The sequence below is a fragment of the Amycolatopsis sp. cmx-8-4 genome (genome assembly GCF_046548675.1).
In the GTDB taxonomy this organism is placed as follows: Bacteria; Actinomycetota; Actinomycetes; order Mycobacteriales; family Pseudonocardiaceae; genus Amycolatopsis.
The window spans coordinates 93505-117649 of record NZ_JAEBDZ010000010.1 but is presented as its reverse complement, the minus strand read 5'-3'; the positions used below and the strand labels follow the sequence as shown (position 1 = coordinate 117649).

Here is a 24145-nt window from a genome sequence, read left to right as displayed (position 1 = left end):
GGCCTTCACGGCTTTCAGGCGCGGCGCAGGGAGGGGAGCATCGCGGCGACGCCGAGTGCGGCCACGATCAGCGGGACCACCAGCGCGGCTTGCAGGCCGCTCAAGGGGTCGGCGCCGGTGGCGGTCACCGCCGACACCACGCCCAGCGCCACCGCCGGCCCGACCTGGAACGACGTGTTCACCAGCCCGCCCGCCAAGCCCTGGTCCGCGGCCGGGACGCTGTCCGCCGCGGCCATCGTCAGCGGGCCGTAGGTGAGCGTGAACGCCAGCCCGACCAGCAGGAACGCGGGCAGCATCAGCGTCACGTACCCGCTGGTCGCGTCCAGGAACCGCAGGAGCGCGTACGCCGCCACCGACGAGGTGAGGCCGGCCAGCGCGACGCGCCCCGAGCCGAACCGGCCGACCAGCGGCGCGGCGATCCGCGGCGCGAGCAGCGCCACGACCAGGCCGCTCGGCGCCACCGCGAGCCCGGTCTCCAGCGCCGACCAGCCACGGAAGTCCTGCAGGTAGAGCGTGACGATGAACAGCGCGCTCACCCAGCCGCCCAGCAGCGACAGCGCCCCGATGGTGGCCCGCACCAGCGCGCCCGACCGCAGCGCGCCCAGCCGGACCAGCGGCGCCGAAACCCGCCGTTCGATCACGGCGAACGCGGCCAGCAGCACCACGACCGCGACCAGCGAGCCGAGCGTGCGCACCGACGCCCAGCCCGCGTCCGGCGCCTCGACGAGCGTGAACACCAGGAGCAGCATCGCCGCCGTGATGGTCGCGGAGCCGGCGACGTCGAAGCCGCCGGTCCGGGCGGGACGCGGTGCGCGCGGCACCACGGCCAGCGCGCCGGCCAGGGTCGCGAGCGCGACGACCACCGGCGCGTGGAACACCCACCGCCAGCTGACCTCGGTGAGCAGCCCGCCCGCGACGAGCCCGAGCGAGAAGCCGGCCGCGCCGGTCGCGCTGTAGATCGAGAGCGCCTTGTTGCGGACCGGGCCCTCGGTGAAGCTCGTCGTGATGATCGAGAAGCCGGCCGGGGCGCTGAAGGCGGCGCTCACGCCGGTGACGAACCGCGCGGCGATGAGAACGGGCCATCGGTGGCGAAGCCGCCGAGCGCGGTCGCGACGGCGAACACCACCAGCGAGCCGATCAGCATCCGCCGGCGTCCGAGCAGGTCGGCGGCGCGCCCGCCGAGCAGCAGGAAACCGCCGAAGCCGAGGACGTAACCGCTGACCACCCACTGCAGCGAGGCGGTGGTCAAACCGAGCTCGGCGCCGATCGACGGCAGCGCGACGCCCTTCATCGAGACGTCGAGCGCGTCGAGGAACATCGCGCCGCAGAGGACGAGGAGCAGGCCGCGGGCGCGGGGCGTCATGCGGTCGTGGACCGCGGCCGGAGACGTGGTGACGGTCAAGGGAACCCCCAAGTGAGACGGACCGATCGGTCCGGTACGATGGGGCGCATGCCGCGCATGCCCACGCCGGACGCCCGAGAGCGCATCCTCGAAACCGCCACCCGGCTGTTCAACCAGCAGGGGGTGCACGCGGTCGGGATGCAGCAGATCATCGACGAGTGCAGCTGCGGCAAGAACCTGCTCTACAGCCAGTTCGCGAGCAAGGACGAGCTGGTCGTGGCCTACCTGCGGCGCTGCAGCGGGGACTGGGAGCACATCGTCGCGGACGCGAAGGCCGCCGCCGACGGCCCGGAGGGCCAGCTGGTCGAGCTGGTGCGCGAGGTCGGGATCCGCGTCAACGTCCCGGGCACACGCGGCTGCCCGCTGCGCAACACCTTCGCCGAGTTCCCCGAGCGCGAGCACCCGGCGCACCAGGTCTCGCTGGACCACTTCGTGCGGGTCCGGACGCAGCTGCGGGAGCTGGCCCGCTCGACGCCGGCGGCCGAGCCGGACCGCCTGGCCGACCGGGTCATGTTCATCATCGACGGCCTGTACACGAACGGCCCGATCTTCGGCGAAGAGGGAATGAAGACGGCGGTCGCGTTCGTGGAGGACGTGGTGCGCTCGGAGACGGCCGGCTGATCGGCTGGCACCGGACGGACCGGACCGGCCGGACAGCCCGGCACGAAAGCCGCCTGCACGTGCGCGGATCCGTCGTTCGTGCTGAGGTGGGGGGCATGGCGGAAACCAAGCCGACGGCGACCGAGCGGTTCTTCCGGATCGCGATCGCGATCAAGGGGCTCGACGGCGCCCTGCAGGTCGTCGGGGCGCTGATCCTCGCGTTCATCCCGGCGTCGACCGTCAGCGGGTTCACCCACGCGGTGATCACCCGCGACCTGCTCGGTGACCCGTCGGGCACCCTCGCGCGGCACCTGGAATCGGCGACCGAGAACTTCCTGCACGGCGACACCAAGACCTTCGCCGTCGCCTACCTGCTGGCCCACGGCCTGATCAAGCTCGGCCTGGTCTGGGCGCTGGCGCGCAAGATCGTGCCCGCCTACCCGATCGCCGCGGTGATCCTCGCCGCGTTCGTCGTCTACGAGGTCTGGCGCGCGATCCACACCCACTCGATCGCGCTGCCGTTCTTCGCCGCCCTCGACGTCATCATCATCGTCTTGGTACTGCGCGAATACCGACAGCTGAAGCGCGAACGAGCTGGCTAGGCGCTACCGGAGCGAGTCACGCTCGCGGTCTTCGCGCCCAGGTGGCCCCTGACGGCACGGGCGGCCCGCCCGAGTACAACCCCGGTACGAGGGCGACCCGCCCGCACCGCCAGGAACCACCTGGATCACGAAGCCCATCGAGCAGACTCACTCCGGCAGCGCCCGGTTCACGCGGCAACGGGAAATCGCACCGTCGTGCTGTCGGCCTCCACTGCTTCGACGTAGAGCGCGGTCGCGTTGTCGGATCCGCCGTGGGCGATCGCGGCCTCGACGAGTTCCGCGGCCCCGTGCGCCGGATCCGCGAGAACGGCGCGGATCGCGCTGCCGGTGAGCGGTTTGTGGACGCCGTCACTGGTCAGCAGCAGCCCGCCGCCGGTGACCTCGGCCGTGCCGATCTCGTGCGGTTTCGTTGTGCGGACGCTGGTGGTGACCACGTGTTCCATCCGCGGCGTCACCGGCTGGCGGCGGGCGCGGAAGTACTCGGCGAGCGTGTGGTCGGTGGTCAGGCGGCGCAGCGCCGTGCCGTCCCAGGCGTACGCGCGGGCGTCGCCGACCCAGGCGATGCGGTAGCCGCCGGCGACCGGCACGGCGACGACGAGCACGGCGTCGCCGTAGCTGCGCTCCCGGACGGCCCGCTGTGCGGCGAGAACGGCTTCGACCGGTCCTTTGTGGACCGGCGTGCGGGCGGCGGCCGCGGCGGCGACGCGCGCGGCCTGGGCGGCGGCCGGGTCGTCCCCGACGCCGTCGGCGAGGGCGAAGACGATGCCGGGCGCGCCGGCCGCGGCGTAGGCACCGACGGCGTCGGCGTTGTGCGAACGGGGGCCCTGCGCACTCGCGGTGTGCCAGCGCGGGTAGCCCGGACGGGTGGTGATCATCGCGGCCTCCTCATCCCTTTGACCTCCATGATCCGCGCCGTTCCTGTGGGCGGTCTGAGACTTTCCTGTGCCGCCGGTGTCAGTCCCGGTACGGTGGGAACGGGGTGGGGGGATGGAGTTCCGGATTCTGGGCCCGTTGGTGGTGTGCCGCGCCGACGGCCGCCCGGCCGTGCTCGGCGGGCGCAAGCCGCGGACGCTGCTGGCGGCGTTGCTGCTGGCCCGCGGCCGGGTGGTGCCCGACGAGCGGCTGATTTCCCTGGTGTGGGACGGCGTCCGGCCCTCGACGGTCGACGCGCAGCTGTGCACGTACGCGTCCCGGCTGCGGCGGGCGTTACCGGCCCGGCTCGTCCGCACGGGTGGCGGTTACCTGCTGGAGCCGAGCGGCACCCTCGACGCGCAGGAGTTCGAACGGCTCGCGTCGGCCGGGGCCGCGGCGTTCCGGGCGGGCTCGGCTTCCCGCGCGGCCGGGTTGTTCCGCGCCGCGCTGGACCTGTGGCGCGGTCCGGTCCTCGCCGACGTCGCCGAATCGCTCCGCGCGGGCTCCGCGGCGCGGTTCGAGGAACTCCGGCTGGCCGCGCTGGAAGGCCGTATCGAAGCCGACATCGCGCTGGGCGACCACCTGCGAGCCGTCCCCGACGCGACGGGACTCGTCCTCGAACACCCGCTGCGCGAGCGCGCGCTCGCGTTGCTGATGGCCGCGCTGTGCGCGAGCGGGCGGTCGGCGGACGCGGTGGAGGTGTACCACCGGGGCCGGCGCGTCCTCGACGAAAAGCTGGGGATCACGCCGGGCCTGGCGTTGCGAGCGGCTTATGAGCGGGTGCTTCAGCCCAGCCCGGAGGGATAGGGCGAGGACTGGAAGTCACGGTCGAGCTGCGCGGGCTCCCGCGGCAGCCAATAGCGGGCGAAGGCGCGGACCTGCCCCGCGGGCAGCCTTGGGTTGACGTGACGGTGGTCGGGTTTCGCGACGGACTGCAGGGCCCAGGCGAAGCCGAGCACGGGATCGATCCGCGTCCACCGCTGCCGATCGATCCCGAGCAGCATCTGCGCGCGCTGGATCGCGTGCCAGAAGTGGTAGCTGGAGGGCGGGTTCCCGTCCATGGTGTGCACCTCGGACTCGACGGGTTCGCGTCGAGGGTCGAAGAGCACGCCCTGCCCGAAGTCGGCGAAGGCTCTGATGAGGCCGGCTTCGTCCCCGCGGTAGAAGCGGTCGAAGTTCCCGAGCTGGAGCTTCGACAGCGTCCGCAGCGGCGCCTCGACGGGCTTGACGAACTCGAGGTAGTTCCGCGGGTAGGCGGGTTCCTTGCTGAAGGCGAGCCACCTGCCGGCGATGCTTTCCTGGCCGAGGTACCCGAACAACGCGGTGTAGGCGGCACTGGTTTCCGGCGCCGGGTGGTACAGCGCGATTTCGTCGAGCTGGTACCAGACTTCGTTGGCCCGCCGATCACCCAGCATCCCGGGCACGGGCGGCAATCCGTTCGTGTCGGCTTCGGCCGTCCCGCTCAGCAGGACGGACCCGGCCGTGGCGACGGCGGCCCCGGCGGTGATTTTGAGCAGGCTCCGGCGATCCATGGTTACCCCCTGTGGGCGACCCCCGCCGCCCTCGCCGCCACCGTACGGAGGGTTTCTATACTTTTTCTGTACGATCATTCCGTGGATGACGCCCGGGCAATCGAGAACCTGATCTACCGGTACGCGTCACTGGTGGACGCAGGGGACTTCGCAGCGGTCGGCGAGTTGTTCGCGTCAGGCGCGTTCGCAGGCAGCGGCGGCGTGGCGCGCGGCGCTCCGGAAGTCGCCGGAATGCTGCAGTCGACGGTGATCCGGTACGACGACGGAACTCCGCGCACGAAGCACGTGACAACGAATGTGTCGATCTCGGTCACCGGGGACGCGGCTGCATCGCAGGCGTACTTCACCGTGCTACAGGCGGTCCCTGGCTTCCCACTGCAAACGATCGCGGCGGGCAGTTACCGCGACACGTTCAGCCGGTCCGCGGGCGAGTGGCAGTTCACCGAACGCCAGGCCACGGTCGACCTGGTCGGCGACGTCAGCCACCACCTGCGCGCAAAGGGGTCGTGAGTGGTAATTCGGGTTCTAACCCGAATTACCACTCACGACCCTAGCGCGCGCTCATTTCTGCAGGTCGTAGACCGTGGATCCGTCCACCGTCGTGGCCGTGAAGTTCGCCGTCACCCACTCGGTGATCTCGCTCGACCCGCCGCCAGGGCCGCCGCCGCGACCGCCGTCGATGAAGTACTTCACCTCGCCCGCCGCGACGTACGCCTTGAACTCGGCCAGTGTCGGTGCCGGGTCCGAGCCGCTCCAGCCGCCGATGCCGATCACCGCCTTGCCGCTCGCCAGCTCCAGCGACGCCGCGCTCTGCGAACCCGTCGTCGCCGCCGCCCACTCGGTCGTCGTCGAAGCCAGCAGCTTGCCGACCGCGCTGGAAGCCGAATCTTCGCCGCCGCCGAAGCCGCCCATCGCACTCGACGTCGGGCCGGACGTCGGGATCGATCCGCTGTGGGCCACCGACGCCGTCTCGACGCCGTAGGCGACAGTTGAGGCGCCCAGCGAAAGCACCACCGCCGCGGCCACCACCGCCACCGCGCGGCGCACCGGCGGCACGCCCATCACCAGCACCGTGGCGACCAGCACGCCGAGCACCGCGATGATCCAGCGCAGCGCCGGGAACCAGTCCGGCGTGCGGTCCAGCAGGATGAACGACCACACCGCCGTCGCCACGACCATGCCGGCCAGCACGGCCCGCGGCGCCAGGTTCCCCCGGCCCTGCCACAGCGCGCGGCCCGAAATCGCGACCATCGCGGCGATCGCCGGGGCCAGCGCGACCGAGTAGTACGGGTGGACGATGCCGCTCATGTAGCTGAACACCAGCGCCGTCACGACCAGCCAGCCGCCCCACAGCACCAGCGCCAGGCGCGTCTGGTCCGTACGCGGTGCGCGGCGGGTGAACCACAGCCCGGCGACCAGGCCGATCAACGCGGCCGGCAGCAGCCACGAGATCTCCACGCCGAAGCTGGCGCCGAACATCCGGAACAGCCCGGACGTGCCACCGAAGCCGGTGTTGCCGCCCATACCGCCACCGCCGCCCGGGCCGCCACCCTCGCCGCCGCCGAAGATGCGCGACAGACCGTTGTAGCCCAAGGCGAGTTCGAGCAGACTGTCCCCTTCGGACCCGCCGATGTAGGGCCGGGACGCCGTCGGCCACAGGTCGACCAGCGCGATGAACCAGCCCGCCGAGACGACCAGCGCCACCACCGCGCCGCCCAGGTGCAGCAAGCGCTTGCCGAGCGGCGTCGGCGCCGCGATCAGGTACACCAGGCCGAACGCCGGCAGCACCAGGAACGCCTGCATCATCTTCGTCAGGAAGCCGAACCCGATCGCCGCACCGGCCAGCGCGAGCCAGCCGGGAGACGCCTTTTCCGTGGCGCGCACGACGAAGTAGGCGCCCGCGACCATCAGCAGCACGAGCAGCGCGTCCGGGTTGTTGAACCGGAACATCAGCGCCGCCACCGGCGTCACCGCGAGCAACGCGCCCGCCATGAGCCCGGCGACCGGGCCGGACGTCCGCTTCACCGCCAGGTAGAGGATGCCGACGGACGCGACGCCCATCAGCGCTTGCGGTGCCAGCACGGTGAAGCTGGAGAAGCCGAAGATCCGCGCGAACGCCGTCCCGACCCACAGGGCGGCGGGCGGCTTGTCGACGGTCAGGACGTTGCCGGAGTCGAGCGAGCCGAACAGCCACGCCTTCCAGCTCTGCGTCCCGGACTGCACGGCGGCGGCGTAAAAGGAGTTGCCGAAGCCGGACGCGGTCAGGTTCCAGAAGTAGAGCACCGCGGTCGCGGCCAGCAGCCCGAACACCGACGGGCGGACCCAGCGCGGGGGTGCAGGCGCCGCGGAGTCCTTGCGGTGGCGCGGTTCCTGCGTCACGGGGTCGGACAGGACGGCGGTCATCAGTACTCCTTCTGGGTGGCGCCCTGGCGGCGCGGGTTGAACACCCAGCCGCGCAGGAGCAGGAACCGGAGGACCGTGGCGGCGAGGTTCGCCAGCACGAGCACGGTGATCTCCAGGACCAGGCCGGGGGTGGTGGATCCGTGGAGCAGGGCGAGCGCGCCGCTGGTCAGCGCCAGGCCGAGGCCGAACACGATCAGCCCTTCGAACTGGTGGCGCCCGGCGCCGCCGCGGCCCCGGATGCCGAACGTGAGCCGGCGGTTGAGCGCGGTGTTCGCGATCGCCGTGACCAGCAGCGCGGTGAAGTTCGCGGGCTGCGCGCCGACGGCCGTGCGCAGCAGCAGGAACAAGACGAGGTAGGCGAGGGTGCTGCTGACGCCGATCGCGGCGAACCGCACGAGCTGCGTCACCAGCCGCGGCGGCACCCCGGGTGCCTCGACCCCGATCGGCTGCCGGCCGAGCTGCTCACGCAGCCGGCTGATCGGGATCTCGCCGGTGAACGTCGCTTTCGTGACGCGGGCGATGCCCTTGAGATCCGCAGTGGCCGTCTTCACGATGTTGACCGACGAGTCCGGGTCGTCGACCCAGTCGACGGGCACCTCGTGGATCCGCAGCCCGGCGCGTTGCGCGAGGACGAGCAGTTCGGTGTCGAAGAACCAGCCGGTGTCCTCGACGTGCGGCAGCAGTTCCCGGGCGACGTCGGCGCGGATGGCCTTGAAACCGCACTGCGCGTCGCTGAACTTCGCGGCGAGCGTCGAGCGGAGGATCAGGTTGTAGCAGCGGGAAATGAACTCGCGCTTCGGCCCCCGCACGACTCGCGCTCCCCGGGCGAGCCTGCTGCCGATGGCGAGATCGGAGTGCCCGGACAGCAGCGGCGCGACGAGCGGCGCCAGCGCGGCCAGGTCGGTCGAGAGATCGACGTCCATGTAGGCGAGGACAGCGGCGTCCGAGGCCCGCCAGACGGCGTTGAGCGCGCGGCCGCGGCCCTTCTCGTCCAGGTGGTAGACCTCGACCTCGGGGAACTCCCGGGCCAGCCGCTCCGCGACCGGCAGCGTCGCATCGGTGCTCGCGTTGTCGGCGACGGTGATCCGGTACGGGTAGGAGACGTGTTCGGCCAGGTGCGCGTGCAGCCGGCGGATGCACGGTTCGAGGTCGGCCTCTTCGTTGTAGACCGGGATGACGACGTCGAGAACCGGCTGCGGGCCGGCCAGGTCGACCGGGACGGTCCCGGGCCGTGAAGCGGAGGCGGTGGCTGTCATGACGACTACAGTCGTGGGTCCCGCTTTGGTGACCGTGTGATCGCCCTGTGCGCTTGCTGTGTAGCAAGAGATCAGAAGTACGGGTTTCGAGGCCGCATCGCGAGCTCGCGGATCGAGCCCATCGGGAGACCCTCGAGCGTCTGCTCGGCGACGCCCACGTCACGGAGAGTCGAAGTCCGCGCGAAACGCGTGGTAGAGAACCGACGATTCGGTCAGCCGGCGTATGTGCAGGGCGGGGAACTGGCTGTCTTCGTTCGTGATGATGATCGAGTCCGGTGAAATGTCGTAGCACAGTGTCGAAAACTCCGACCTCAGCCGACTGTCGATGACCAGGAACTCGTGCTGCTGGTGCCAGTGAGCGGCGAATGTCGTCGCGAGACAACCCATCTGAACGGCCTCGGTAGTCCAGTTGTACTGAAGTGCGTTGTCCGGCCGGCGGGAGAGTTTGGCGCGATATTCGGCGTACTCCCGGCAGCGGATCGTGTTTTGCGGGTCCAGTATCTGCAGGCGTCGTCGCTCAGGAGTTCGGGACCCCGACCGCGGACCGGGAACTGACGCTGGGGCCCGAGACCGCTCCCTGGCGGGGGATCGCGCAGGAGCGGTTCTCGGCCAGCTCGTGGCACGGAGGAGATCCGTCCACGCTGATCACCGACATGTTCAAGGCGCGCTGATGCTCAGCTGTGGACCCGCAGGGGAACCACGTTGCTCGGCAGCACCGCACGTCCCGGCTCGCGGTAAGCCGCCACCGGGCTGATCGTCAGCGTCACCAAGCTCGCGAACCTCGGGTGCCGGTCCACGTAGACCTCCGGTACCGAGCACGCGGCGGCGAGGACCGTGCGGTGGCGGTGCAGGTGCTCGAACGCTTCGCGGCCGTACAGCGAGACCACGATGTCGCCGCCGCGGGGGCGGGTCCAGAGGATCGCCGGGCGGTGGCCGCCGGGCAGGCGCAACGACGGGAACGCCGCGCGCAGGCGGTGTTGCACCACCACCGCCTGGAGTCGGGTTCGCACCTGACGGCGTCGCAGGACGGCCAGGAGCAGAACGGCGGCCAGTGTCGCCGACGACCACGCCGGGCCGGCCCAGACGGCGAACATCACCAGGCCGAAGGGGAGAAGCGTCACGGCGAAGAGCTCCCACCGCCAGTGGTACACCCGCATCGGGAATCGCGAGGGTGCGTGCGTCGTCATTTCCTTGCTCCTTCCGGAAAACCGGCGGCGCAGGAGGCCGCCGAGGTGGCGTGAGAGACGTCCGGCCGCGATGCCCAGCACGAGGGCCGAGACGATCGCGAACGCGGGTGTCATGTCGGGATCCGCGTCTTCGGGGCCGGCTGCCGGTCCTTGTCCCGACCGAGCCGCCAGGTCCAGCGCCAGCCCGCCCAGATCGCGGCGACGGAGCCCAGCAGGACCAGCACCAGGGCCTGCCCCACCAGGCCGTCGAGTGGCGCGAGCCGCAGGAGCACCAGCAGTGCCCACAGTTGTGAAGCGGTGAAGGGGATGACGAGACCGGCCGCGTAGACGCCCCTGCGCCAGCGGCTGCTGCGTGGAGCGGTGATGTACGGGTCCATGAAAGCCCTCCTCTGCCGTGGATCCAGGAAACCTCCGGCTCGCTCTTCCTTGTGTGTCAGCTGACACACAAGGAAGAATTCAGCTCGCCAGTCGTCGAAGTTCGCCCAGGCGGTGGATCGTCACCTGGCGCCTGCCCGTGCTGATCACGCCCTGTCGCCGCAGGTCCCGCGTCGCGCGCGCCCAGGACTCGCGGGAGATCGCCGCGGTCATCGCCAGCTCCGCCTGCGTGGCCGGAACGGTGATTTCGATGTCCTCGCCGCGCCGCACACCGTGCTGGACGGCCAGCTGCATCAGCTGCGCCGCGACCCGCCGGGACGCGGCCCCGCTGCCGAGGTCCAGCCACTGCCTGCCGACCGATCGCAGGCGTGAGGTGAGGACGAGCAGCAGGGCCCAGGAGATCCGGGACTCCGTCCGGCACAACGAAACGAACCGGTCGCCGGGAATCTCCAGCACTTCGAGGTCTTCCAGCGCCTCGATGGTCGCCGAGCGGGGCATGGCGTCGATCGCCGCGAGCTCACCGACGACGTCACCCGGCCCCCGGATCCCGACGACCACGTCGCGCCCGTCGGGTGTGCCGTTGACGATCCGGACGTGCCCGGACAGCACCAGCAGCACCCCGCTGGAGAGGTCCCCTTCGCGGCAGACCGTCTCGCCACGCCGGAAGCTCCGCCGGCGCGCGGACTTCGCGAGCACCTCTCGATCGGCGGTATCCAGCTCGTCCCAGAAGCCACTTGGTCCCATGTCCTCACCTCCTCTGGTCGTCCGGCGTTACGCGGTGAGACCCTCCTCGGGCCGGCCTGCCTCGGGTGTGTACAGCCAGCCTCTGAGCCGTTCTTCGCCCAACTTGATCTGGACGGCCTGGACGAAGGCGCCGCGGTCGATCCCGGGGTAGCCGTGCCGCACGACCGCGCGGTGGATCTCCTGCGACACGGCGAGTGCGAGTGGTTCGGCGGTCTCGCGCAGCCGCCGCTTCAGCTCGGGGGCGTCGACGAGCCGGCACGCGATGTCGACGTCTTCGCCGTACGGCCCGCGGCTGTCTCGGTGCACTTCACCCGCGTGCACCGAGACGCGGAGCCGGAAGGCGAGGTCGGGGAGGTTCTGGGCGTGCTTCTCGAGCAGGTCGGCCAGTGCGGGGACGACCGTCGTGAGCAGCAGGGTCTTGGGCACCTGGTCGACGGGCCGGACGAGGCACAGCGCGCCGTCTCCCCGGTCGACGAACGGCTCCCGGTGCCTCCGGTCGACTCCACCGGTGGTGAAGGCTTCTTCGAGCAGCTGGAAGAGGACGTTCCGGAGCAGGGCGCGCACCGAGTTCGTCCGCGATGTCGACCCCTCGATGTCGACCGCCACGATGGCCCGGTGCCGGGGTATGTCCGTGGGTGTACTCATTGGCCCGCTCCCTGTCTTCAGGTGTGAACTGAAGTTCAGTCAAGTTGACTGTAGGCTCTGGAGTGCCCTGGAACAACTGAGATGAATCGCCGTTATCTGTTTGGTGTGAGGAAGTTCCGCGTCGCGTAACGTTTCAGTCCTCGCTTCGGCGGGTCGCCGACCGAGCTTCGAGGGCTCGGGAGTACGATCGCACCACTCACTCACGTTACTGAAATTTACTGAAAGGTGGCGGGAGTCGTGTCCCCAGCTGCGCCGCGGCCTGCGCTCGCCCGCCGCCTGAGGGCGCTGCGAGAAACGCACTGGCCTGATGCCGGCATCACCCAGGCGCTGCTCGCCGAAGCGCTCGGCGGCGGCAAGCCGCTGAGCATCTCCCTGATCTCGTCGTGGGAGAACACCGACCGGCCCGTCCGGCCACCGGTCCGGCGGCTCGAGGCCTACGCGACGTTGTTCGCGACGCGCCGGTCCGAGGACGGCGGAACCCTGCGGATCCTCTCACCCGAAGAGCTGACGGACGACGAGCGGGCCGAGCGCGACGAACTGCTGGACGAGCTGTTGTGGCTCCGGGACGGGCGGGAGCGGTCCACGGCCGAGCCCGCGGACGACGCCTGGCGGTTCCCGGAGAACGAGGACATCACGATCGTCTGTGCCCGCCTCCCGCGGGAACTGCGGCAGCATCTGTCCTATGCGGACCCGGAAAGCGCGGACTTCACGTCTCTGTACACTTACGCCGATCCGGACGCCTTGATCGAACTGTTCGGCCACATCAGGTCCGTGAACCCCCAGAACCAGGTCAGCTTCCACACCACGGAAGAGCTGACTCCTGACGACTACACGACCCACCTCGTCCTGCTCGGTGGCGTCGACTGGAACACCGTCACCCGCGATGTCATCGAACGCGTGGACCTGCCGGTGCACCAGTTCGTACGCAACGACGCGGCGCCGACCAGCGAACCTGGCGGTTTCCGCGTGGAGCGGGAGAGCGGGTCGGAGCTCTTTCCACCGCAGCTGGACAGCGAAGGTCACCTCTTGGAAGACGTGGCGCACTTTTACAGAGGGGTCAGTCCGTTCAACCGAAAGCGCACGGTGACCGTGTGCAATGGTATGTACGGACGTGGCACTCTCGGCGCGGTTCGCGCCCTCACCGACATCCGGTTCCGTGATCGGAACCGCATCTACCTGCGGCAGCGCTTCGGCGACGCGGAGTCGTTCAGCATCATCAGCCGGGTGCCCGTCGTGGCGGGCAAAGGCCTGACCCCGGACTGGTCGGTGCCGGAGAACCTCCTGCACGAATGGCCCGAGGTCGGATGAGCCCGCGGCAACATCCGTCGCACAAGGACCTGCTGACCAACGTCGAAGCCGACGAGGCTCCGCGTGCGGCGCTGGACGCGATCATCGTGCCGAACGGGCGTACGGCTCCCTACCTGCGGCAGGCGATCGCCGCGGCGAAGGAGAACGACGTCTTCCTGCTCGTGTTGTGCAGCATGCTCGGCGACGCCTCCAGCGCGGCTCTGGAGGCGAAACGTGCCGGAGTGCGGGCAGCGGCCATCGACATCGACGAGCTGCCTGCCGGGCTTGTGCCCACCTTCGCGACCGATCAGCTGCTGATCGAGCAGCGGTTCCACCGGAAGGTCGACACCAGCCTGAAGCGGAACCTCGGCTTGCTCATCGCGCGCCTCGCGGGGTGGGAACGGATCCTCTTCCTCGACGACGACATCGTGCTGCCTCATCCCGCGGACGTCGGCGCGGCGGCCGGGCTGCTCGGCGAGCACGCCGTGGTCGGGCTGGCGAACTCGGGTATGCCGGACAACTCCGTGGTGTGTCACGCGCTTCGCGACATCGGCGCGGCGCAGGAGACCTTCATCGGCGGTGGTGCGCTGGTCGTCGGTGAGGCGGCGTTCGGCTCGTTCTTCCCCAACATCTACAACGAGGACTGGTTCTTCCTGCTGGACGGCCTGCGGCTACGCCCGTCGGCGGTCACCGGCACCGCGATCCAGCACCCCTACGACCCGTACCGGGATGCCCGGCGCGCTCGTGGTGAAGAGCTGGGCGACACCCTCGCCGAGGGCGTGTACGGCCTGCTGGACAACGGTGGCGGTCTCGAGGACGCCGACGTGAAGTACTGGCGTGAGTTCCTGCCCGACCGGCGGCGGATCATCCAGACCACCATCGAACGCGTGCAGGTCGCCGAGCTCGACGCGGCGCAGAAGGCCAGGATGGTCGCCTGCCTCAAAGCGGCGATCGGGCGCAGTCACCTGATCACCCCGGAACTGTGCGTGCAGTACCTGCGCGCGTGGCAGACGGACTGCCTGCGCTGGCGCAAGCACCTCGGCCGGCACCCTCGTGGCATCGGCATCGAGGCCGCGCTGGCCGCTCTGAAGATCGACACCTTGGCCCAGCCCGGTCCCGGCGGCCGGATCAGCTCTGCTGTGCGGCGCCGATCGTCCGGCACTCCGTCCGCGGCGCGGGTGTGATCGTCGTCAGGTCCTTGACCAGCACGTAGCAGAGTTCCGGCACCTCGAGGACGCCGCCGTTTCGCAAGGTTACCCGCGCGTAGCAGGTCACCGTGCCGTGGCCCCAATCCCGGTAGTGGAGCCGGTCGTACAGGCGCGCCGCGGCCGGGTTGTCCGTGCGGACCGCCAACGCGACCCGCTCGTGGCCGAGCTCGGCGAGGTGCTGCTCCACCGCGCCGACCAGGGCCGTGCCGACGCCGAGTCCGCGCAGCTCGGGGTGAACCTGCAGGTGAGTGAGCAGCGCGACGCCGGGGAGGTGGTCCTGGATCGGCGGCTCTTCGGCCTCCTCCAGCCACAGGTACACGACGCCGGCCGGGCGGGTGCCCGACCACCCGAAGAACAGGACGCCCTGATCATTCGCCTGGCGCGCCAGGCGATCGATGAGGAATCCGCCGTCGCCGAGGGCCGTGGCGAACGGAATCAGGTCTGCGGATCGGGCCCGCCATACATGGGGCTCGGTCATCTGCAGCGACTCCGTTCTCCGGACTACTTCCATAGTGCCGGAGGCGGCACGGCGTTGACCAGGTCATCCGGCCCTGACCCTGCTTTCGTCGGTCCGTCCCTCAGACAGCCGCGGTCAGGTCGTAGACGGTCACGCCGTCCACCGTCGTCGACTGGTAGGTCGACGCCACCCAATCGGCGATCTGCTGGGCCGCGTCCGAGCCGCTGCTGCCCTGCATCGTCATGCCTTCGCCCAGGAAGTAGTGGATCCGGCCGCTCGCGACGTACTGCCGGAACTGCGCCAGCGTCGGGTACGGGTCCGTGCCGTTGAAGCCGCCCACCGCCATCACTGGGGCGTCGCTTGCCAGCTGGTAGCCCGCGGCCGCGTTCGACAGCACCGTGGCCGCCGTCCACGTGTACTTCGCGGCGTCCTGCTTCAGCAACGCCGTGAGCTGGGCGCCCGGCAGCGTCGTGGTCAGCAGGGAGCCCGGGCCGCCGCCGCGTCCGCCACCGCCGAAGCCGCCGGGAGCGCCGCCCGGGCCGCCGCCGAAACCGCCGCCGCGGCCGCCGAAGCCCGACGTGGGTCCGGCCGACGGGATGGCGCCGCTGTGCGTGGTGGCCGCCGTGGCCAGGGTGTACGCACCCGTGCCGGCCAGCAGCACCACCAGGGCCAGGGCCGCGACCGAGGACGCCGCCCAGCGGGTCAGGTGGGCCGCGAAGAACAGGCCCACCGCCGCCAGGAGACCGCCGATCAGGACCGTCGGGGCCAGCCACGGCTGCCACGTCGAGCCGGACAGCAAGAGGTACGTCGTGACCGCCGTCAACGCCACGCCGCCGCTGAGCAGGCCCGACGCCGACGGCCGGGAGCGCAGGCGCCACAGCTGGACCGCCGCCGTGCCGACCAGCGCGGCGATCGCCGGGGCCAGCGCCACCGTGTAGTACGGGTGGATGATGCCGCCCATGTAGCTGAACACCAGGGCCGTCACCAGGAACCAGCCGCCCCAGACGATCAGGGCCGCGCGGGAGCGGTCGGTGCGCGGTGCGCGGCGGGTGAACCACAGGCCCGCGCCCAGCGCCAGCAGCGCGGCGGGGATCAGCCAGGCGATGCCGCCCGCCATCTCGCCGCCGAACAGCCGGGTCAGGCCGGTCGAGCCCCAGCCCCGGCCGGCACCGCCGCCGACGCTGCCCACCTCGTCGCCCGTGATGCGGCCGAAGCCGTTGTAACCGAAGACCAGCTCCCACAGCGAGTTCGTCTGCGAGCCGCCGATGAACGGCCGGTCCGCCGCCGGCCACAGCGCGACGACGACCAGGTACCAGCCCGCGGCGGCGACCGTCGCGCCCAGTGCGCCCAGCAGGTGCAGCAGCCGCTTGCCGAGCGGCACCGGCGCGGCCACCAGGTACGCCACGGCGAACGCGGGCAGCACCAGGAACGCCTGCAGCATCTTCGCCAGGAACCCGAACCCGACCGCGACGCCGGCCAAGGCCAGCCAGCCGGGGCCCGCCTTCTCGAGCGCGCGGACGACGCAGTACGCGGCCGCGACGAGCAGCAGCACCAGCAGCGCGTCCGGGTTGTTGAACCGGAACATCAGCGCCGCCGCCGGGGTCAGCGCCAGCACCAGCCCGGCGACCAGGCCCGCGGCCGGGCCGGACGTGCGCTTCACCGTCGCGTACAGCAGCCAGACCGAGCCGACGCCCATCAGCGCCTGCGGCACCAGCACGCTCCACGCGCTCACGCCGAACACCCGCGTCGAGAGCCCCAGCACCCACAGCGCGGCCGGGGTCTTGTCGACGGTGATCGCGTTCGCCGCGTCGCTCGAGCCGAAGAACAGCGCCTTCCAGCTCTGCGAACCCGCCTGCGCGGCCGCCGAGTAGAAGGCGTTGGCCCAGCCGGACGCGCCGAGGCCCCAGAGGTAGAGCACCGCCGTCGCCAGCAGCAGCCCGGCCAGCGCGGGCCGGTGCCAGGTGGAGCGGGCGGGTACGGCGGTTTCGCGCGACGCGGCACCGGCTTCTTTTCGGGGGCTACGGGTGGCGGAGCCCCCGGACGTCACAGCGGTCATGAGATCAGCTTCCGGTGCCCAGCTGGGGCCGGGTTGTGCCGATGCTGTGCACGCGCTGTGCGGGGACGGCCACGGGCAGCCGCACCGCGAACTCCGTCCGGCCGGGGCGGCTGTGCACCTCGATCGAGCCGTGGTGGGCGACGACGACGGCGGACGCGATCGCCAGCCCGAGACCGGTGCTGCCGGCGTGGCGCGAGCGCGACGTGTCGCCGCGAGCGAACCGGTCGAAGACGTCCGGGAGCAGGTCGGGGTTGATGCCGGGGCCGTCGTCGGTCACCGTCACGACGGCGCTGTGGGTGTCCTTGGAGCGGGCGAGCGCGGTCGTCACCGTGGTGCCGGGCGGGGTGTGCGTGCGGGCGTTGGCCAGCAGGTTCGCCAGCACCTGGTGCAGGCGCTGGACGTCGCCGTGCACGAGCACCGGGTCGGGCGGCAGCGCCAGCTGCCACCGGTGGTCGCGCCCGGCGACCCGCGCGTCGCCGACGGTGTCCGCGACGAGCCGCGTGAGGTCGACTTCGCGCACGTCCAAGGGGCGGCCCGCGTCGAGCCGGGCGAGCAGCAGCAGGTCCTCGACGAGCGTCGTCATCCGGACGGCCTCGGACTGGATCCGGGTCATCGAGTGGGCGACGTCCGGCGGCACCAGCGAGCTGCCGCGGGCGGCCAGCTCGGCGTACCCGCGGATCGCGGCCAGCGGGGTGCGCAGCTCGTGGCTGGCGTCCGCGACGAACTGGCGGACGCGCAGTTCGCTGTCGTGGCGCGCTTCGAGGGCCTGCGCGACGTGCCCGAGCATCAGGTTCAGCGCCGAGCCGACCTGGCCGACCTCGGTCCGCGGGTCGGTTTCGGACTCCGGGACGCGGATGGACAGCGCCACCTGGCCGCGGTCCAGCGGCAGCTCGGTGACGCGCCCGGCGGTCGCCGCGACGCGCTCGAGCGGCCGCAGCGTGCGGCGGACCGCGAACGCGCCGAGGAACGCCGCGCCCAGCACGCCCGCGGCGGCGACGCCGAAGAGGATGAGCCCGACGGTGAGCAGCGTGTCGTTGACCGGCTTCATCGGCAGGCCGGTGACCACGACGTCGGCCGACCCGGTGACCGGCAGCGCCATCAGCCGGTACTCGCCGAGGTCGTCGAAGGAGACCGTGTGCGGCTTGCCGTCCGCGGGCACCGACAGCAGCACGCCCTGCTGGGCCGCGGACAGGTGCAGCCGGTCCCCGTGCTCGGAGATGCTGTCGTCGTGCACCAGCGACGTCCCGGAAAAGGTGCCGCTGACCGTGCCGACGTTCTGCCCGAGCGGGTGCTCGCCCGTGCTCAGGTCCTGGGGCGGCGGCTGGCCCGGCAGGCCGTTCTGCCGCCCGGCGTTGCTCGCGAAGACCTGCGAGCGGGTGGCCGCGGCCGTCAGCTGCTGGTCGACCTGGCGGGTGAGGAACACGTCGAGCGCGAACTCGCTGACGACCCCGACGATCAGGCACACCACGGTGAGCAGCACGACCATCGAGCCGGTCAGCTTCGTGCGCAGCGAAAGGCGCCCCGGCCGGCCGGACCGGTGGGGGCGGGGCGTGAGGGTACGCGCGGCCATGGCTTCAGCGTCCGCCGCGGCCGTGTGCGCGGCTTGTGTGCTGCCTGTGAGGCGGCTGTGCGGTGATCGGCCCGGCGCGGGATGTCCGGTTCCTCCGGTCACAGGAACGGCTGACGGTCAGCACAGTGCGCACACAGCGTGGGGCCGGACTGTGGGTTGCGGCAACGCATCCCGTGAAGGAGCAACACCATGACCACACCGCAGGCCCCGCAGCAGACACCGTCCACTTCGGACCCGGCGTGGGGTGCCGCGCCCACCGCCCCGGACGGCGGCTGGGGCGGTGCGCCCGGCCCCGCGCGCCCGGCCTGGTCCACCGGCAAGAAGGTCGCCGCGGGTGCCGTCGCGGCCGTGATCGTGGCCGGCGGGGGAGCGGCGATCTGGGCCGCTTCGTCGTCGTCCGCCACCACCGACAGCGCGGCCGGCCCGGGCGGCATGCAGGGTGGCCCCGGCGGGACCCAGGGCGGCCCCGGCGGCGCGGGCGGGCTGGGTTCGGCGCTGCACGGCGAGTACGTCTCTTCGGACGGGAACGGCGGCTACGTCACGAAGATCATGCAGACCGGCAAGGTGACGGCGCTGAGCGCGACGTCGCTGACCGCCCAGAGCGACGACGGCTTCTCGAAGACGTACACGATCACCTCGGCCCAGGCGACGGGCGTGACGTCCGGCGACACGGTCACGGTGGTGGCCACGGAGTCGGGCACCGCGGCGACGGCGACCTCGGTGACCGAAGGCACCACCGGCGCGGGCCAGGGCCGGCAAGGGCAGCAGGGGCAGGGGCAGCCGCCCACGGGCTGACGCGCGTCCCGGGGGTCAGCGGTCGTAGTCGACCGCGACCTCCGGGGTCGTCGCGCGGGCGCGGCACGTCAGGATCCGGCCCACCGCGACGTCGTCCACCGTGAGGGCGTAGCGGACGTCCATGTCGACCTGGCCCTGCAGGAGCGTCGCCCGGCAGGTGCCGCACGCGCCGCCGGTGCACGAGTACGGCACCTCGAACCCGGCCCGCAACGCCGCGTCCAGCACCGTTTCCCCGGCCCGCGCGGCGATCCGCGTCGTCGTGGCGCCCAGCGTCACCGTCACCTCGGCCGGGAAGCCCGCCGGGTCGCGCAGGGGCGCCGCGCCGCGGAAGAGCTCGAAGTGGACGTCCTCCTCCGGGACGTCGGCGTCGGCGAGCGTCCGCCGCGCCAGGTCGGTCAGGCCGCGCGGGCCGCACAGGAACCACTCGTCGACCTTCGCCGGGTGGAGCCGGTTCTGCAGCAGCGCGCGCAGCCGCGTGCCGTCGAGGCGGCCGCGCTGGTACCGCTCGTGGGAGATGGCCAGCGCCTCGCCGACCGTGTCGAAGTGCCGGGCCGGCCGGTGCGTGTGCAGGTCCGGGTCGCGCTCGTCGGTGCGGTAGTGGACGACGTGCAGCCGCCCGCCGAACCCCTCCGCGAGCGCCGTCAGTTCCGCGGCGAAGAGCGTCGTCGCGCCGGAAGTGTTGACGTACAACAGAGTCGCCCGGCTGTGCGGCTCCGCCCGCAACGCGCTGACCACGATGGACAGCACCGGCGTGATGCCGCTGCCCGCGGCCAGCGCGACGTAGTGCGCCGTGCGCGCCGGGTCCGGGACGAGCGTGAAGCCGCCCGAAGGCGGGAGGACGTCGAGGAACTGGCCGGCCGTGAGCGCCGTGGTCGCGAAGCCGGAGAACGCGCCGCCCGGGCGTTTCTTCACCACGATCCGCAGGTCGCCCGAACCGGCCGGGGCGCAGATCGAGTACGTCCGCCGCACCGGCTGCCCGTCCAGCACCGCGCGCACGGCGACGTGCTGCCCGGGCGTGAAGCGGTACTCCGCGGCCAGGTCCGGCGGGACGTCGAAGGTCACCGCGACGGCGTCGGCGGTCAGCGGGCGCACGTCGGCGACGCGCAGCCGGTGGAACCGGCTCGGTCCCGGGGGCGGCGGCGCGGGCGCGGGGACGGCGTCCTCCGGCCCGCCGGTGAGGCCCGCCTCCGCCCGGTACTGCGCCGACGTCAGGTCCCGGCCCCACACCGTGCTGATCGGGACGTCGCGGGCCAGGTAGGCCTCGCGGTTGTCGAGCCAGACCCGGCGGTACCGGTGGAACGGGACGGCCGGGTGCAGGTGGTGCACCAGGTGCAGGTTCTGCGCCAGCAGCACCGGGGTCAGCAGCCGGTCGAGGCCGACGCGCACCCGGGTGGTGCCGAACCGGCCGCGCGGTCCCGCGGCGGGCAGGCCGTGGTGCGGCAGCCAGCCGAACGCCCAGGCGAGCAGGCCGATCCCGAGCCGTTGCGGCAGCAGGTAGACCAGCACCAGCTCCGGGCCGTGGCCGGCCGCGACCAGCGCGACCCCGGCCGACACGGCCACCGACAGCACCACCAGCGTCTCGGCCAGCTCGTGCGGCGGCCGGGCGCGCAGCCGCGAGACGTAGCAGCGCGCGTAGGAGACGTCGAGGGTCAGCCAGCGCAGCGGCAGCAGCCAGGCCGGGCCCCGTGACGTCCAGGCGTCCGGGTCGGCGCGGACCGACGCGTTCGTGTGGCGGTGGTGTTCACCGTGGACGTACCGCAGCGACGGGAACGACGCGTACGCCGCGACGAACAGGACGGCCAGCCGGCCGAGCGTTTCGTTGACCCAGGTGAGCTTCCCGGCCGAGTGGTGCGCCGATTCGTGCACCACGGTGTACATCGCGAAGGTGACGGCGGTGTTCAGCACCACGGTCACGACGGCCGGCACCAGCCCGGCCAGCAGCAGCCAGGTCGACGCCACCCAGACCGCGAGGGCGCCGGCGAACAGCAGCACGGCGGGCATCGAGACGGTGGGCAGCGGGAGCCGGGGAGCGGGGACCGCGCGGGGGGACGGCCGCCCGCGCGCGGGCTCCAGGGAGCCGCGCGCCGGGGTGTCGACGACGGACATCGCACGGTCTCCTCGGTCGAGAAGCTCCTGGTGAGGCGGGAGTCACCGTAGACAACGCGCCGCGTTTTGTAAACGGTGCGGCACGCTTCGAAAAAAGGTGCCGGCCTGGGGAGCGGAACCACTGGCTAAGATCGGCCTGTGAACGCCGTCACCCACTCCGCGCCGGCCACGACCCGGGAGCGGTTGCTGGCCGCGGCGGCCGAGCTCACCACCACCGCCGGCTGGGCCGGCGTCACCATGGGCAAGCTGGCCGCGCACGCCGGGGTCAGCCGCCAGACCGTCTACAACGAACTCGGGTCCAAGGCCGAGCTCGCCGAGGCGCTGATGGTGCGCGAGACCGACCGGTTCGTCGAGGACGTCACCCGGATCGTCGCCGCGCACCCCGGCCGGCCCCTCGACGGCGTCACCGCCGCCTTCCGGGAGACCCTCGAGACCGCTCGCGGCAACCCGCTGGCCGCCCTCGCGCTCGGCGGCCGGCCGGGCGGCCGCGACGACTTCCTCCCGCCGCTGACCTCCCGGCCCGAGGCCGTGCTCGGCCGGGCCGTCGACGCCGTGGCGGAGCTGTTCTCGAGCCACTACCCCGAAGCCCCGCTGACCGCCTCCGAGTGGCCGGTCGCGGTCGAGGCCGTCGTGCGGCTGCTGCTTTCCCACCTGGTGCAGCCCAGCGGCTCGGTCGAGCACGCGACCGGCCAGACGCGCTGGGTGATCGGCCGCATGCTGGGCGCGTGACGCCGCAGGTGGCCCCCGCCCGGGCGGCGCGGGCCACTGGCCTAGACTCGGACGTCCCGGTCTGACAGGTGACCGGGGGCATTTCCGCAGGATTGTCCACCACAATCGTTACCGCTCGAGGAGAAGACCTTGAAGAGCACCGTCGAGCAGCTGAGCCCGACGCGAGTCAAGATCAATGTCGAGGTGCCGTTCGACGAGCTCAAGCCGAACTTCGACCGCGCCTACCGCAAGATCGCCCAGCAGGTGCGCATCCCGGGCTTCCGGCCCGGCAAGGCCCCCGCTCGCGTCCTGGAAAGCCGGATCGGGCGTGGCCCGGTGCTCGACGAGGTCGTCAACGAGGCCATCCCGGCGAAGTACATCGAGGCGGTCCGCGAGAACGAGGTCCGCACGCTCGGGAACCCGGAGTTCGACGTCACGAAGCTCGAGGACCGCGACGTCCTCGAGTTCACCGCCGAGGTGGACGTGCGCCCGGAGATCGAGCTGCCCGACCTCGAAGGCTTCGCGGTCACCGTCGACGACGTCGAGCTGACCGACGCGGAGGTCGACGAGCAGCTCGACGAGCTGCGCGCCCGCTTCGGCACGCTGACCGGCGTGGAGCGCCCGGCCGAGACCGGCGACTTCGTCTCGATCGATCTGGCCGCGACCGTCGAGGGCGAGGCCGTCGAGGAGGCCGCCACCAGCGGGCTGTCCTACGAGATCGGCTCCGGCCAGCTCGTGGACGGCATCGACGAGGCGATCGTCGGCGCGAACGCCGGCGAGACCCGGTCGTTCACCACCGAGCTCGTCGCCGGCGACCACGCCGGCAAGGCGGCCGAGGTGACCGTGACCGTCCAGTCGGTCAAGCAGCGCGAGCTGCCGGAGGCCGACGACGAGTTCGCCCAGATGGCCAGCGAGTTCGACACGATCGACGAGCTGAAGACCGACCTTCGCGAGCGGCTCGCCCGCGTCAAGAAGATGCAGCAGGGCGTCCAGGCGCGCGACAAGGTGCTCGACGAGCTCCTCGAGCGCACCGAGGTGCCGATCCCGGAGAAGGTGCTCGACGCCGAGATCGAGAACCGCAAGCACGACGCCATCCACCCGTTCGACCACGACGAGGCCCAGTTCGCTCAGGCCCTCGAGGCCGAAGGCCGCACGCTGGAAGAGTTCGACGCGGAGACCCGCACCGAGTCGGAGAAGGCCGTCCGCACGCAGCTGCTGCTGGACACCATCGCCGACAAGGAAGAGGTCTCGGTCAACGACGGCGAGCTGACCGAGCGGATCATCTACCAGGCCCAGCGCTTCGGGATCAGCCCGGACGAGTACGTCCAGCGCGCCCAGCAGTCCGGCCAGCTGACCGCGATCTACGCCGACGTCCGCCGCGGCAAGGCGCTCGCCTCCGTGGTCCGGAAGGCCACCGTCACCGACGGCTCGGGTGCCGAGGTCGACCTCGCCGAGCTGTTCGGTGGCGAGGAACCGGCCGCCGACGCCGCAACCGAGGAGACGCCGGCCACCGAAGAGGCGGCGAAGACTCCCGCGGAGTGAAGCTGTGAGCGAACTTGGGCGGTGTCAGGCATTCTGCACCGCCCAAGTTCGTTAGGGTCGGTTGCAAGATCTCAAGCATCTGAAACGACAGCGGCGGTCGTCAGCACGAGACCGCCGTCGGCGAAAAGGCAGGCAGACGTGACGCAGCACACGCCCGAGGCGCGGACCGGAACCGCAGGGCTCACCCTCACCGACTCGGTGTTCGAGCGGTTGCTCCAGGAGCGCATCGTCGTCCTCGGTTCCGAGGTGAACGACGAGATCGCCAACCGGATCACCGCGCAGCTGTTGCTGCTCGACGCGGACGACGCCGAGTCCGACATCCGCTTCTACATCAACTCGCCGGGTGGTTCGGTCACGGCCGGGTTCGCGATCTACGACACCATGCAGCTCATCCGCCCGGACGTCGCGACCTACGCGATGGGCATGGCGGCCTCGATGGGGCAGTTCCTGCTCTCCTCGGGCACGCCGGGCAAGCGGTACTCGCTGCCCCACGCGCGGATCCTGATGCACCAGCCGTCGGCAGGCGTCGGCGGTACGGCCTCGGACATCGCGATCCAGGCCGACCTGTTCAACAAGTGGAAGCGCGAACTGGCCCAGATCACCGCGGACCAGACCGGGCAGACGGTCGAGCAGATCATCGCGGACGGCGACCGCGACCGCTGGTTCACCGCGCAGGAGGCGAAGGACTACGGGTTCGTCGACCACGTCCTCACCCGCGACATCGCCCGTCCGGCCTCGAACTGAGCGCGAAGTACACA

24 protein-coding genes are annotated in these 24145 nt (G+C 71.6%); 10 read left to right on the top strand and 14 right to left on the bottom strand.

The window, feature by feature from the left end; all coding sequences use genetic code 11:
- Positions 1-14: 14 nt before the first annotated feature.
- A complete protein-coding gene (locus ACLJQZ_RS22705; RefSeq protein WP_410621913.1) occupies positions 15-1046 on the bottom strand; it encodes an MFS transporter in 1032 nt (343 codons plus the stop codon).
- Positions 1043-1402 (bottom strand): MFS transporter, encoded by a 360-nt coding sequence (locus ACLJQZ_RS22700; protein WP_410621912.1) that lies wholly within the window; start codon positions 1400-1402, stop codon positions 1043-1045. The genes ACLJQZ_RS22705 and ACLJQZ_RS22700 overlap by 4 nt, the downstream gene beginning before the upstream one ends.
- A 48-nt stretch (positions 1403-1450) precedes the next feature.
- Here ACLJQZ_RS22700 and ACLJQZ_RS22695 point away from each other — a divergent pair, with 48 nt between their 5' ends.
- Together ACLJQZ_RS22695 and ACLJQZ_RS22690 are read left to right on the top strand one after the other, a co-directional pair.
- Complete coding sequence (locus ACLJQZ_RS22695) at positions 1451-2023, top strand: TetR/AcrR family transcriptional regulator (protein ID WP_410621911.1); 573 nt, start codon at positions 1451-1453, stop codon at positions 2021-2023.
- 95 nt (positions 2024-2118) lie between these two features.
- Positions 2119-2604: a DUF2127 domain-containing protein gene (locus ACLJQZ_RS22690; protein ID WP_410621910.1), complete on the top strand. Its 486-nt coding sequence runs from the start codon at positions 2119-2121 to the stop codon at positions 2602-2604.
- Positions 2605-2771: 167 nt separating this feature from the next.
- Here the strand turns inward: ACLJQZ_RS22690 and ACLJQZ_RS22685 are convergent, their stop codons facing one another.
- Complete coding sequence (locus tag ACLJQZ_RS22685) at positions 2772-3479, bottom strand: PP2C family protein-serine/threonine phosphatase (RefSeq protein ID WP_410621909.1); 708 nt, start codon at positions 3477-3479, stop codon at positions 2772-2774.
- 112 nt (positions 3480-3591) lie between these two features.
- Between ACLJQZ_RS22685 and ACLJQZ_RS22680 the strand changes: the two genes are divergently transcribed.
- Positions 3592-4323, top strand: a complete 732-nt coding sequence (locus ACLJQZ_RS22680) for an AfsR/SARP family transcriptional regulator (protein WP_410621908.1) — start codon at positions 3592-3594, stop codon at positions 4321-4323.
- On the opposite strand, the gene ACLJQZ_RS22675 is transcribed toward ACLJQZ_RS22680, so the two are convergent.
- Positions 4302-5048, bottom strand: coding sequence for a hypothetical protein (locus tag ACLJQZ_RS22675; RefSeq protein ID WP_410621907.1), 747 nt, complete (start codon positions 5046-5048; stop codon positions 4302-4304). The genes ACLJQZ_RS22680 and ACLJQZ_RS22675 overlap by 22 nt on opposite strands.
- Before the next feature lie 81 nt (positions 5049-5129).
- Between ACLJQZ_RS22675 and ACLJQZ_RS22670 the strand changes: the two genes are divergently transcribed.
- On the top strand, positions 5130-5558 hold the full coding sequence (locus ACLJQZ_RS22670) for a nuclear transport factor 2 family protein (protein WP_410621906.1): 429 nt from the start codon (positions 5130-5132) through the stop codon (positions 5556-5558).
- A 51-nt stretch (positions 5559-5609) separates the two neighbouring features.
- Here the strand turns inward: ACLJQZ_RS22670 and ACLJQZ_RS22665 are convergent, their stop codons facing one another.
- The 6 genes from ACLJQZ_RS22665 to ACLJQZ_RS22640 form a co-directional block, all read right to left on the bottom strand.
- Positions 5610-7451, bottom strand: coding sequence for an ArnT family glycosyltransferase (locus tag ACLJQZ_RS22665; RefSeq protein ID WP_410621905.1), 1842 nt, complete (start codon positions 7449-7451; stop codon positions 5610-5612).
- A complete protein-coding gene (locus ACLJQZ_RS22660; RefSeq protein ID WP_410621904.1) occupies positions 7451-8707 on the bottom strand; it encodes a glycosyltransferase in 1257 nt (418 codons plus the stop codon). The genes ACLJQZ_RS22665 and ACLJQZ_RS22660 overlap by 1 nt, the downstream gene beginning before the upstream one ends.
- Positions 8708-9381: 674 nt before the next feature.
- Entirely contained in the window at positions 9382-10008 is a 627-nt protein-coding gene (locus ACLJQZ_RS22655) for a hypothetical protein (RefSeq protein WP_410621903.1), read from the bottom strand.
- Positions 10005-10271, bottom strand: coding sequence for a hypothetical protein (locus ACLJQZ_RS22650; protein WP_410621902.1), 267 nt, complete (start codon positions 10269-10271; stop codon positions 10005-10007). Before ACLJQZ_RS22650 ends, ACLJQZ_RS22655 begins: the two co-directional genes overlap by 4 nt.
- Before the next feature lie 79 nt (positions 10272-10350).
- Positions 10351-11013 carry a Crp/Fnr family transcriptional regulator gene (locus ACLJQZ_RS22645; protein WP_410621901.1) on the bottom strand — a complete coding sequence of 221 codons (663 nt, stop codon included), beginning with the start codon at positions 11011-11013 and terminating at the stop codon, positions 10351-10353.
- Between the two features lie 27 nt (positions 11014-11040).
- A complete protein-coding gene (locus tag ACLJQZ_RS22640; RefSeq protein WP_410621900.1) occupies positions 11041-11658 on the bottom strand; it encodes a hypothetical protein in 618 nt (205 codons plus the stop codon).
- A gap of 237 nt (positions 11659-11895) precedes the next feature.
- Here ACLJQZ_RS22640 and ACLJQZ_RS22635 point away from each other — a divergent pair, with 237 nt between their 5' ends.
- Complete coding sequence (locus ACLJQZ_RS22635; protein WP_410621899.1) at positions 11896-12966, top strand: helix-turn-helix domain-containing protein; 1071 nt, start codon at positions 11896-11898, stop codon at positions 12964-12966.
- Entirely contained in the window at positions 12963-14129 is a 1167-nt protein-coding gene (locus tag ACLJQZ_RS22630) for a hypothetical protein (RefSeq protein ID WP_410621898.1), read from the top strand. The genes ACLJQZ_RS22635 and ACLJQZ_RS22630 overlap by 4 nt, the downstream gene beginning before the upstream one ends.
- Here the strand turns inward: ACLJQZ_RS22630 and ACLJQZ_RS22625 are convergent.
- From ACLJQZ_RS22625 to ACLJQZ_RS22615, 3 genes are all read right to left on the bottom strand, one after another.
- Positions 14074-14631: a GNAT family N-acetyltransferase gene (locus ACLJQZ_RS22625; RefSeq protein ID WP_410621897.1), complete on the bottom strand. Its 558-nt coding sequence runs from the start codon at positions 14629-14631 to the stop codon at positions 14074-14076. The genes ACLJQZ_RS22630 and ACLJQZ_RS22625 overlap by 56 nt on opposite strands.
- A 100-nt stretch (positions 14632-14731) precedes the next feature.
- Complete coding sequence (locus ACLJQZ_RS22620) at positions 14732-16666, bottom strand: glycosyltransferase family 39 protein (RefSeq protein WP_410621896.1); 1935 nt, start codon at positions 16664-16666, stop codon at positions 14732-14734.
- A 4-nt stretch (positions 16667-16670) separates the two neighbouring features.
- On the bottom strand, positions 16671-18236 hold the full coding sequence (locus ACLJQZ_RS22615) for a sensor histidine kinase (protein ID WP_410621895.1): 1566 nt from the start codon (positions 18234-18236) through the stop codon (positions 16671-16673).
- 189 nt (positions 18237-18425) lie between these two features.
- Between ACLJQZ_RS22615 and ACLJQZ_RS22610 the strand changes: the two genes are divergently transcribed.
- On the top strand, positions 18426-19031 hold the full coding sequence (locus tag ACLJQZ_RS22610; protein ID WP_410621894.1) for a hypothetical protein: 606 nt from the start codon (positions 18426-18428) through the stop codon (positions 19029-19031).
- A gap of 15 nt (positions 19032-19046) precedes the next feature.
- Here the strand turns inward: ACLJQZ_RS22610 and ACLJQZ_RS22605 are convergent, their stop codons facing one another.
- On the bottom strand, positions 19047-21137 hold the full coding sequence (locus ACLJQZ_RS22605; RefSeq protein WP_410621893.1) for a fatty acid desaturase: 2091 nt from the start codon (positions 21135-21137) through the stop codon (positions 19047-19049).
- 138 nt (positions 21138-21275) lie between these two features.
- Between ACLJQZ_RS22605 and ACLJQZ_RS22600 the strand changes: the two genes are divergently transcribed.
- The 3 genes from ACLJQZ_RS22600 (at position 21276) to ACLJQZ_RS22590 (ending at position 24131) form a co-directional block, all read left to right on the top strand.
- The gene (locus tag ACLJQZ_RS22600; protein ID WP_410621892.1) at positions 21276-21866 is read left to right on the top strand and encodes a TetR family transcriptional regulator; all 591 of its coding nucleotides are present in this window, start codon (positions 21276-21278) and stop codon (positions 21864-21866) included.
- A gap of 129 nt (positions 21867-21995) precedes the next feature.
- Positions 21996-23387: a trigger factor gene (tig, locus tag ACLJQZ_RS22595; RefSeq protein ID WP_326943372.1), complete on the top strand. Its 1392-nt coding sequence runs from the start codon at positions 21996-21998 to the stop codon at positions 23385-23387.
- A 138-nt stretch (positions 23388-23525) separates the two neighbouring features.
- On the top strand, positions 23526-24131 hold the full coding sequence (locus tag ACLJQZ_RS22590; protein ID WP_326943371.1) for an ATP-dependent Clp protease proteolytic subunit: 606 nt from the start codon (positions 23526-23528) through the stop codon (positions 24129-24131).
- The last annotated feature ends 14 nt before the right edge of the window (positions 24132-24145 follow it).

What these genes read in the sequence shown, in the direction of transcription:
- ACLJQZ_RS22655 (WP_410621903.1), bottom strand. Translation starts at nt 10,008, where the DNA reads ATGACACCCGCGTTCGCGATCGTCTCGGCCCTCGTGCTGGGCATCGCG.
- ACLJQZ_RS22685 (WP_410621909.1), bottom strand. Translation starts at nt 3,479, where the DNA reads ATGATCACCACCCGTCCGGGCTACCCGCGCTGGCACACCGCGAGTGCG.
- ACLJQZ_RS22640 (WP_410621900.1), bottom strand. Translation starts at nt 11,658, where the DNA reads ATGAGTACACCCACGGACATACCCCGGCACCGGGCCATCGTGGCGGTC.
- ACLJQZ_RS22625 (WP_410621897.1), bottom strand. Translation starts at nt 14,631, where the DNA reads ATGACCGAGCCCCATGTATGGCGGGCCCGATCCGCAGACCTGATTCCG.
- ACLJQZ_RS22615 (WP_410621895.1), bottom strand. Translation starts at nt 18,236, where the DNA reads ATGGCCGCGCGTACCCTCACGCCCCGCCCCCACCGGTCCGGCCGGCCG.
- ACLJQZ_RS22645 (WP_410621901.1), bottom strand. Translation starts at nt 11,013, where the DNA reads ATGGGACCAAGTGGCTTCTGGGACGAGCTGGATACCGCCGATCGAGAG.
- ACLJQZ_RS22605 (WP_410621893.1), bottom strand. Translation starts at nt 21,137, where the DNA reads ATGTCCGTCGTCGACACCCCGGCGCGCGGCTCCCTGGAGCCCGCGCGC.
- ACLJQZ_RS22690 (WP_410621910.1), top strand. Translation starts at nt 2,119, where the DNA reads ATGGCGGAAACCAAGCCGACGGCGACCGAGCGGTTCTTCCGGATCGCG.
- ACLJQZ_RS22665 (WP_410621905.1), bottom strand. Translation starts at nt 7,451, where the DNA reads ATGACCGCCGTCCTGTCCGACCCCGTGACGCAGGAACCGCGCCACCGC.
- ACLJQZ_RS22675 (WP_410621907.1), bottom strand. Translation starts at nt 5,048, where the DNA reads ATGGATCGCCGGAGCCTGCTCAAAATCACCGCCGGGGCCGCCGTCGCC.
- ACLJQZ_RS22610 (WP_410621894.1), top strand. Translation starts at nt 18,426, where the DNA reads ATGACCACACCGCAGGCCCCGCAGCAGACACCGTCCACTTCGGACCCG.
- ACLJQZ_RS22695 (WP_410621911.1), top strand. Translation starts at nt 1,451, where the DNA reads ATGCCGCGCATGCCCACGCCGGACGCCCGAGAGCGCATCCTCGAAACC.
- ACLJQZ_RS22620 (WP_410621896.1), bottom strand. Translation starts at nt 16,666, where the DNA reads ATGACCGCTGTGACGTCCGGGGGCTCCGCCACCCGTAGCCCCCGAAAA.
- ACLJQZ_RS22660 (WP_410621904.1), bottom strand. Translation starts at nt 8,707, where the DNA reads ATGACAGCCACCGCCTCCGCTTCACGGCCCGGGACCGTCCCGGTCGAC.
- ACLJQZ_RS22630 (WP_410621898.1), top strand. Translation starts at nt 12,963, where the DNA reads ATGAGCCCGCGGCAACATCCGTCGCACAAGGACCTGCTGACCAACGTC.
- ACLJQZ_RS22650 (WP_410621902.1), bottom strand. Translation starts at nt 10,271, where the DNA reads ATGGACCCGTACATCACCGCTCCACGCAGCAGCCGCTGGCGCAGGGGC.
- ACLJQZ_RS22680 (WP_410621908.1), top strand. Translation starts at nt 3,592, where the DNA reads ATGGAGTTCCGGATTCTGGGCCCGTTGGTGGTGTGCCGCGCCGACGGC.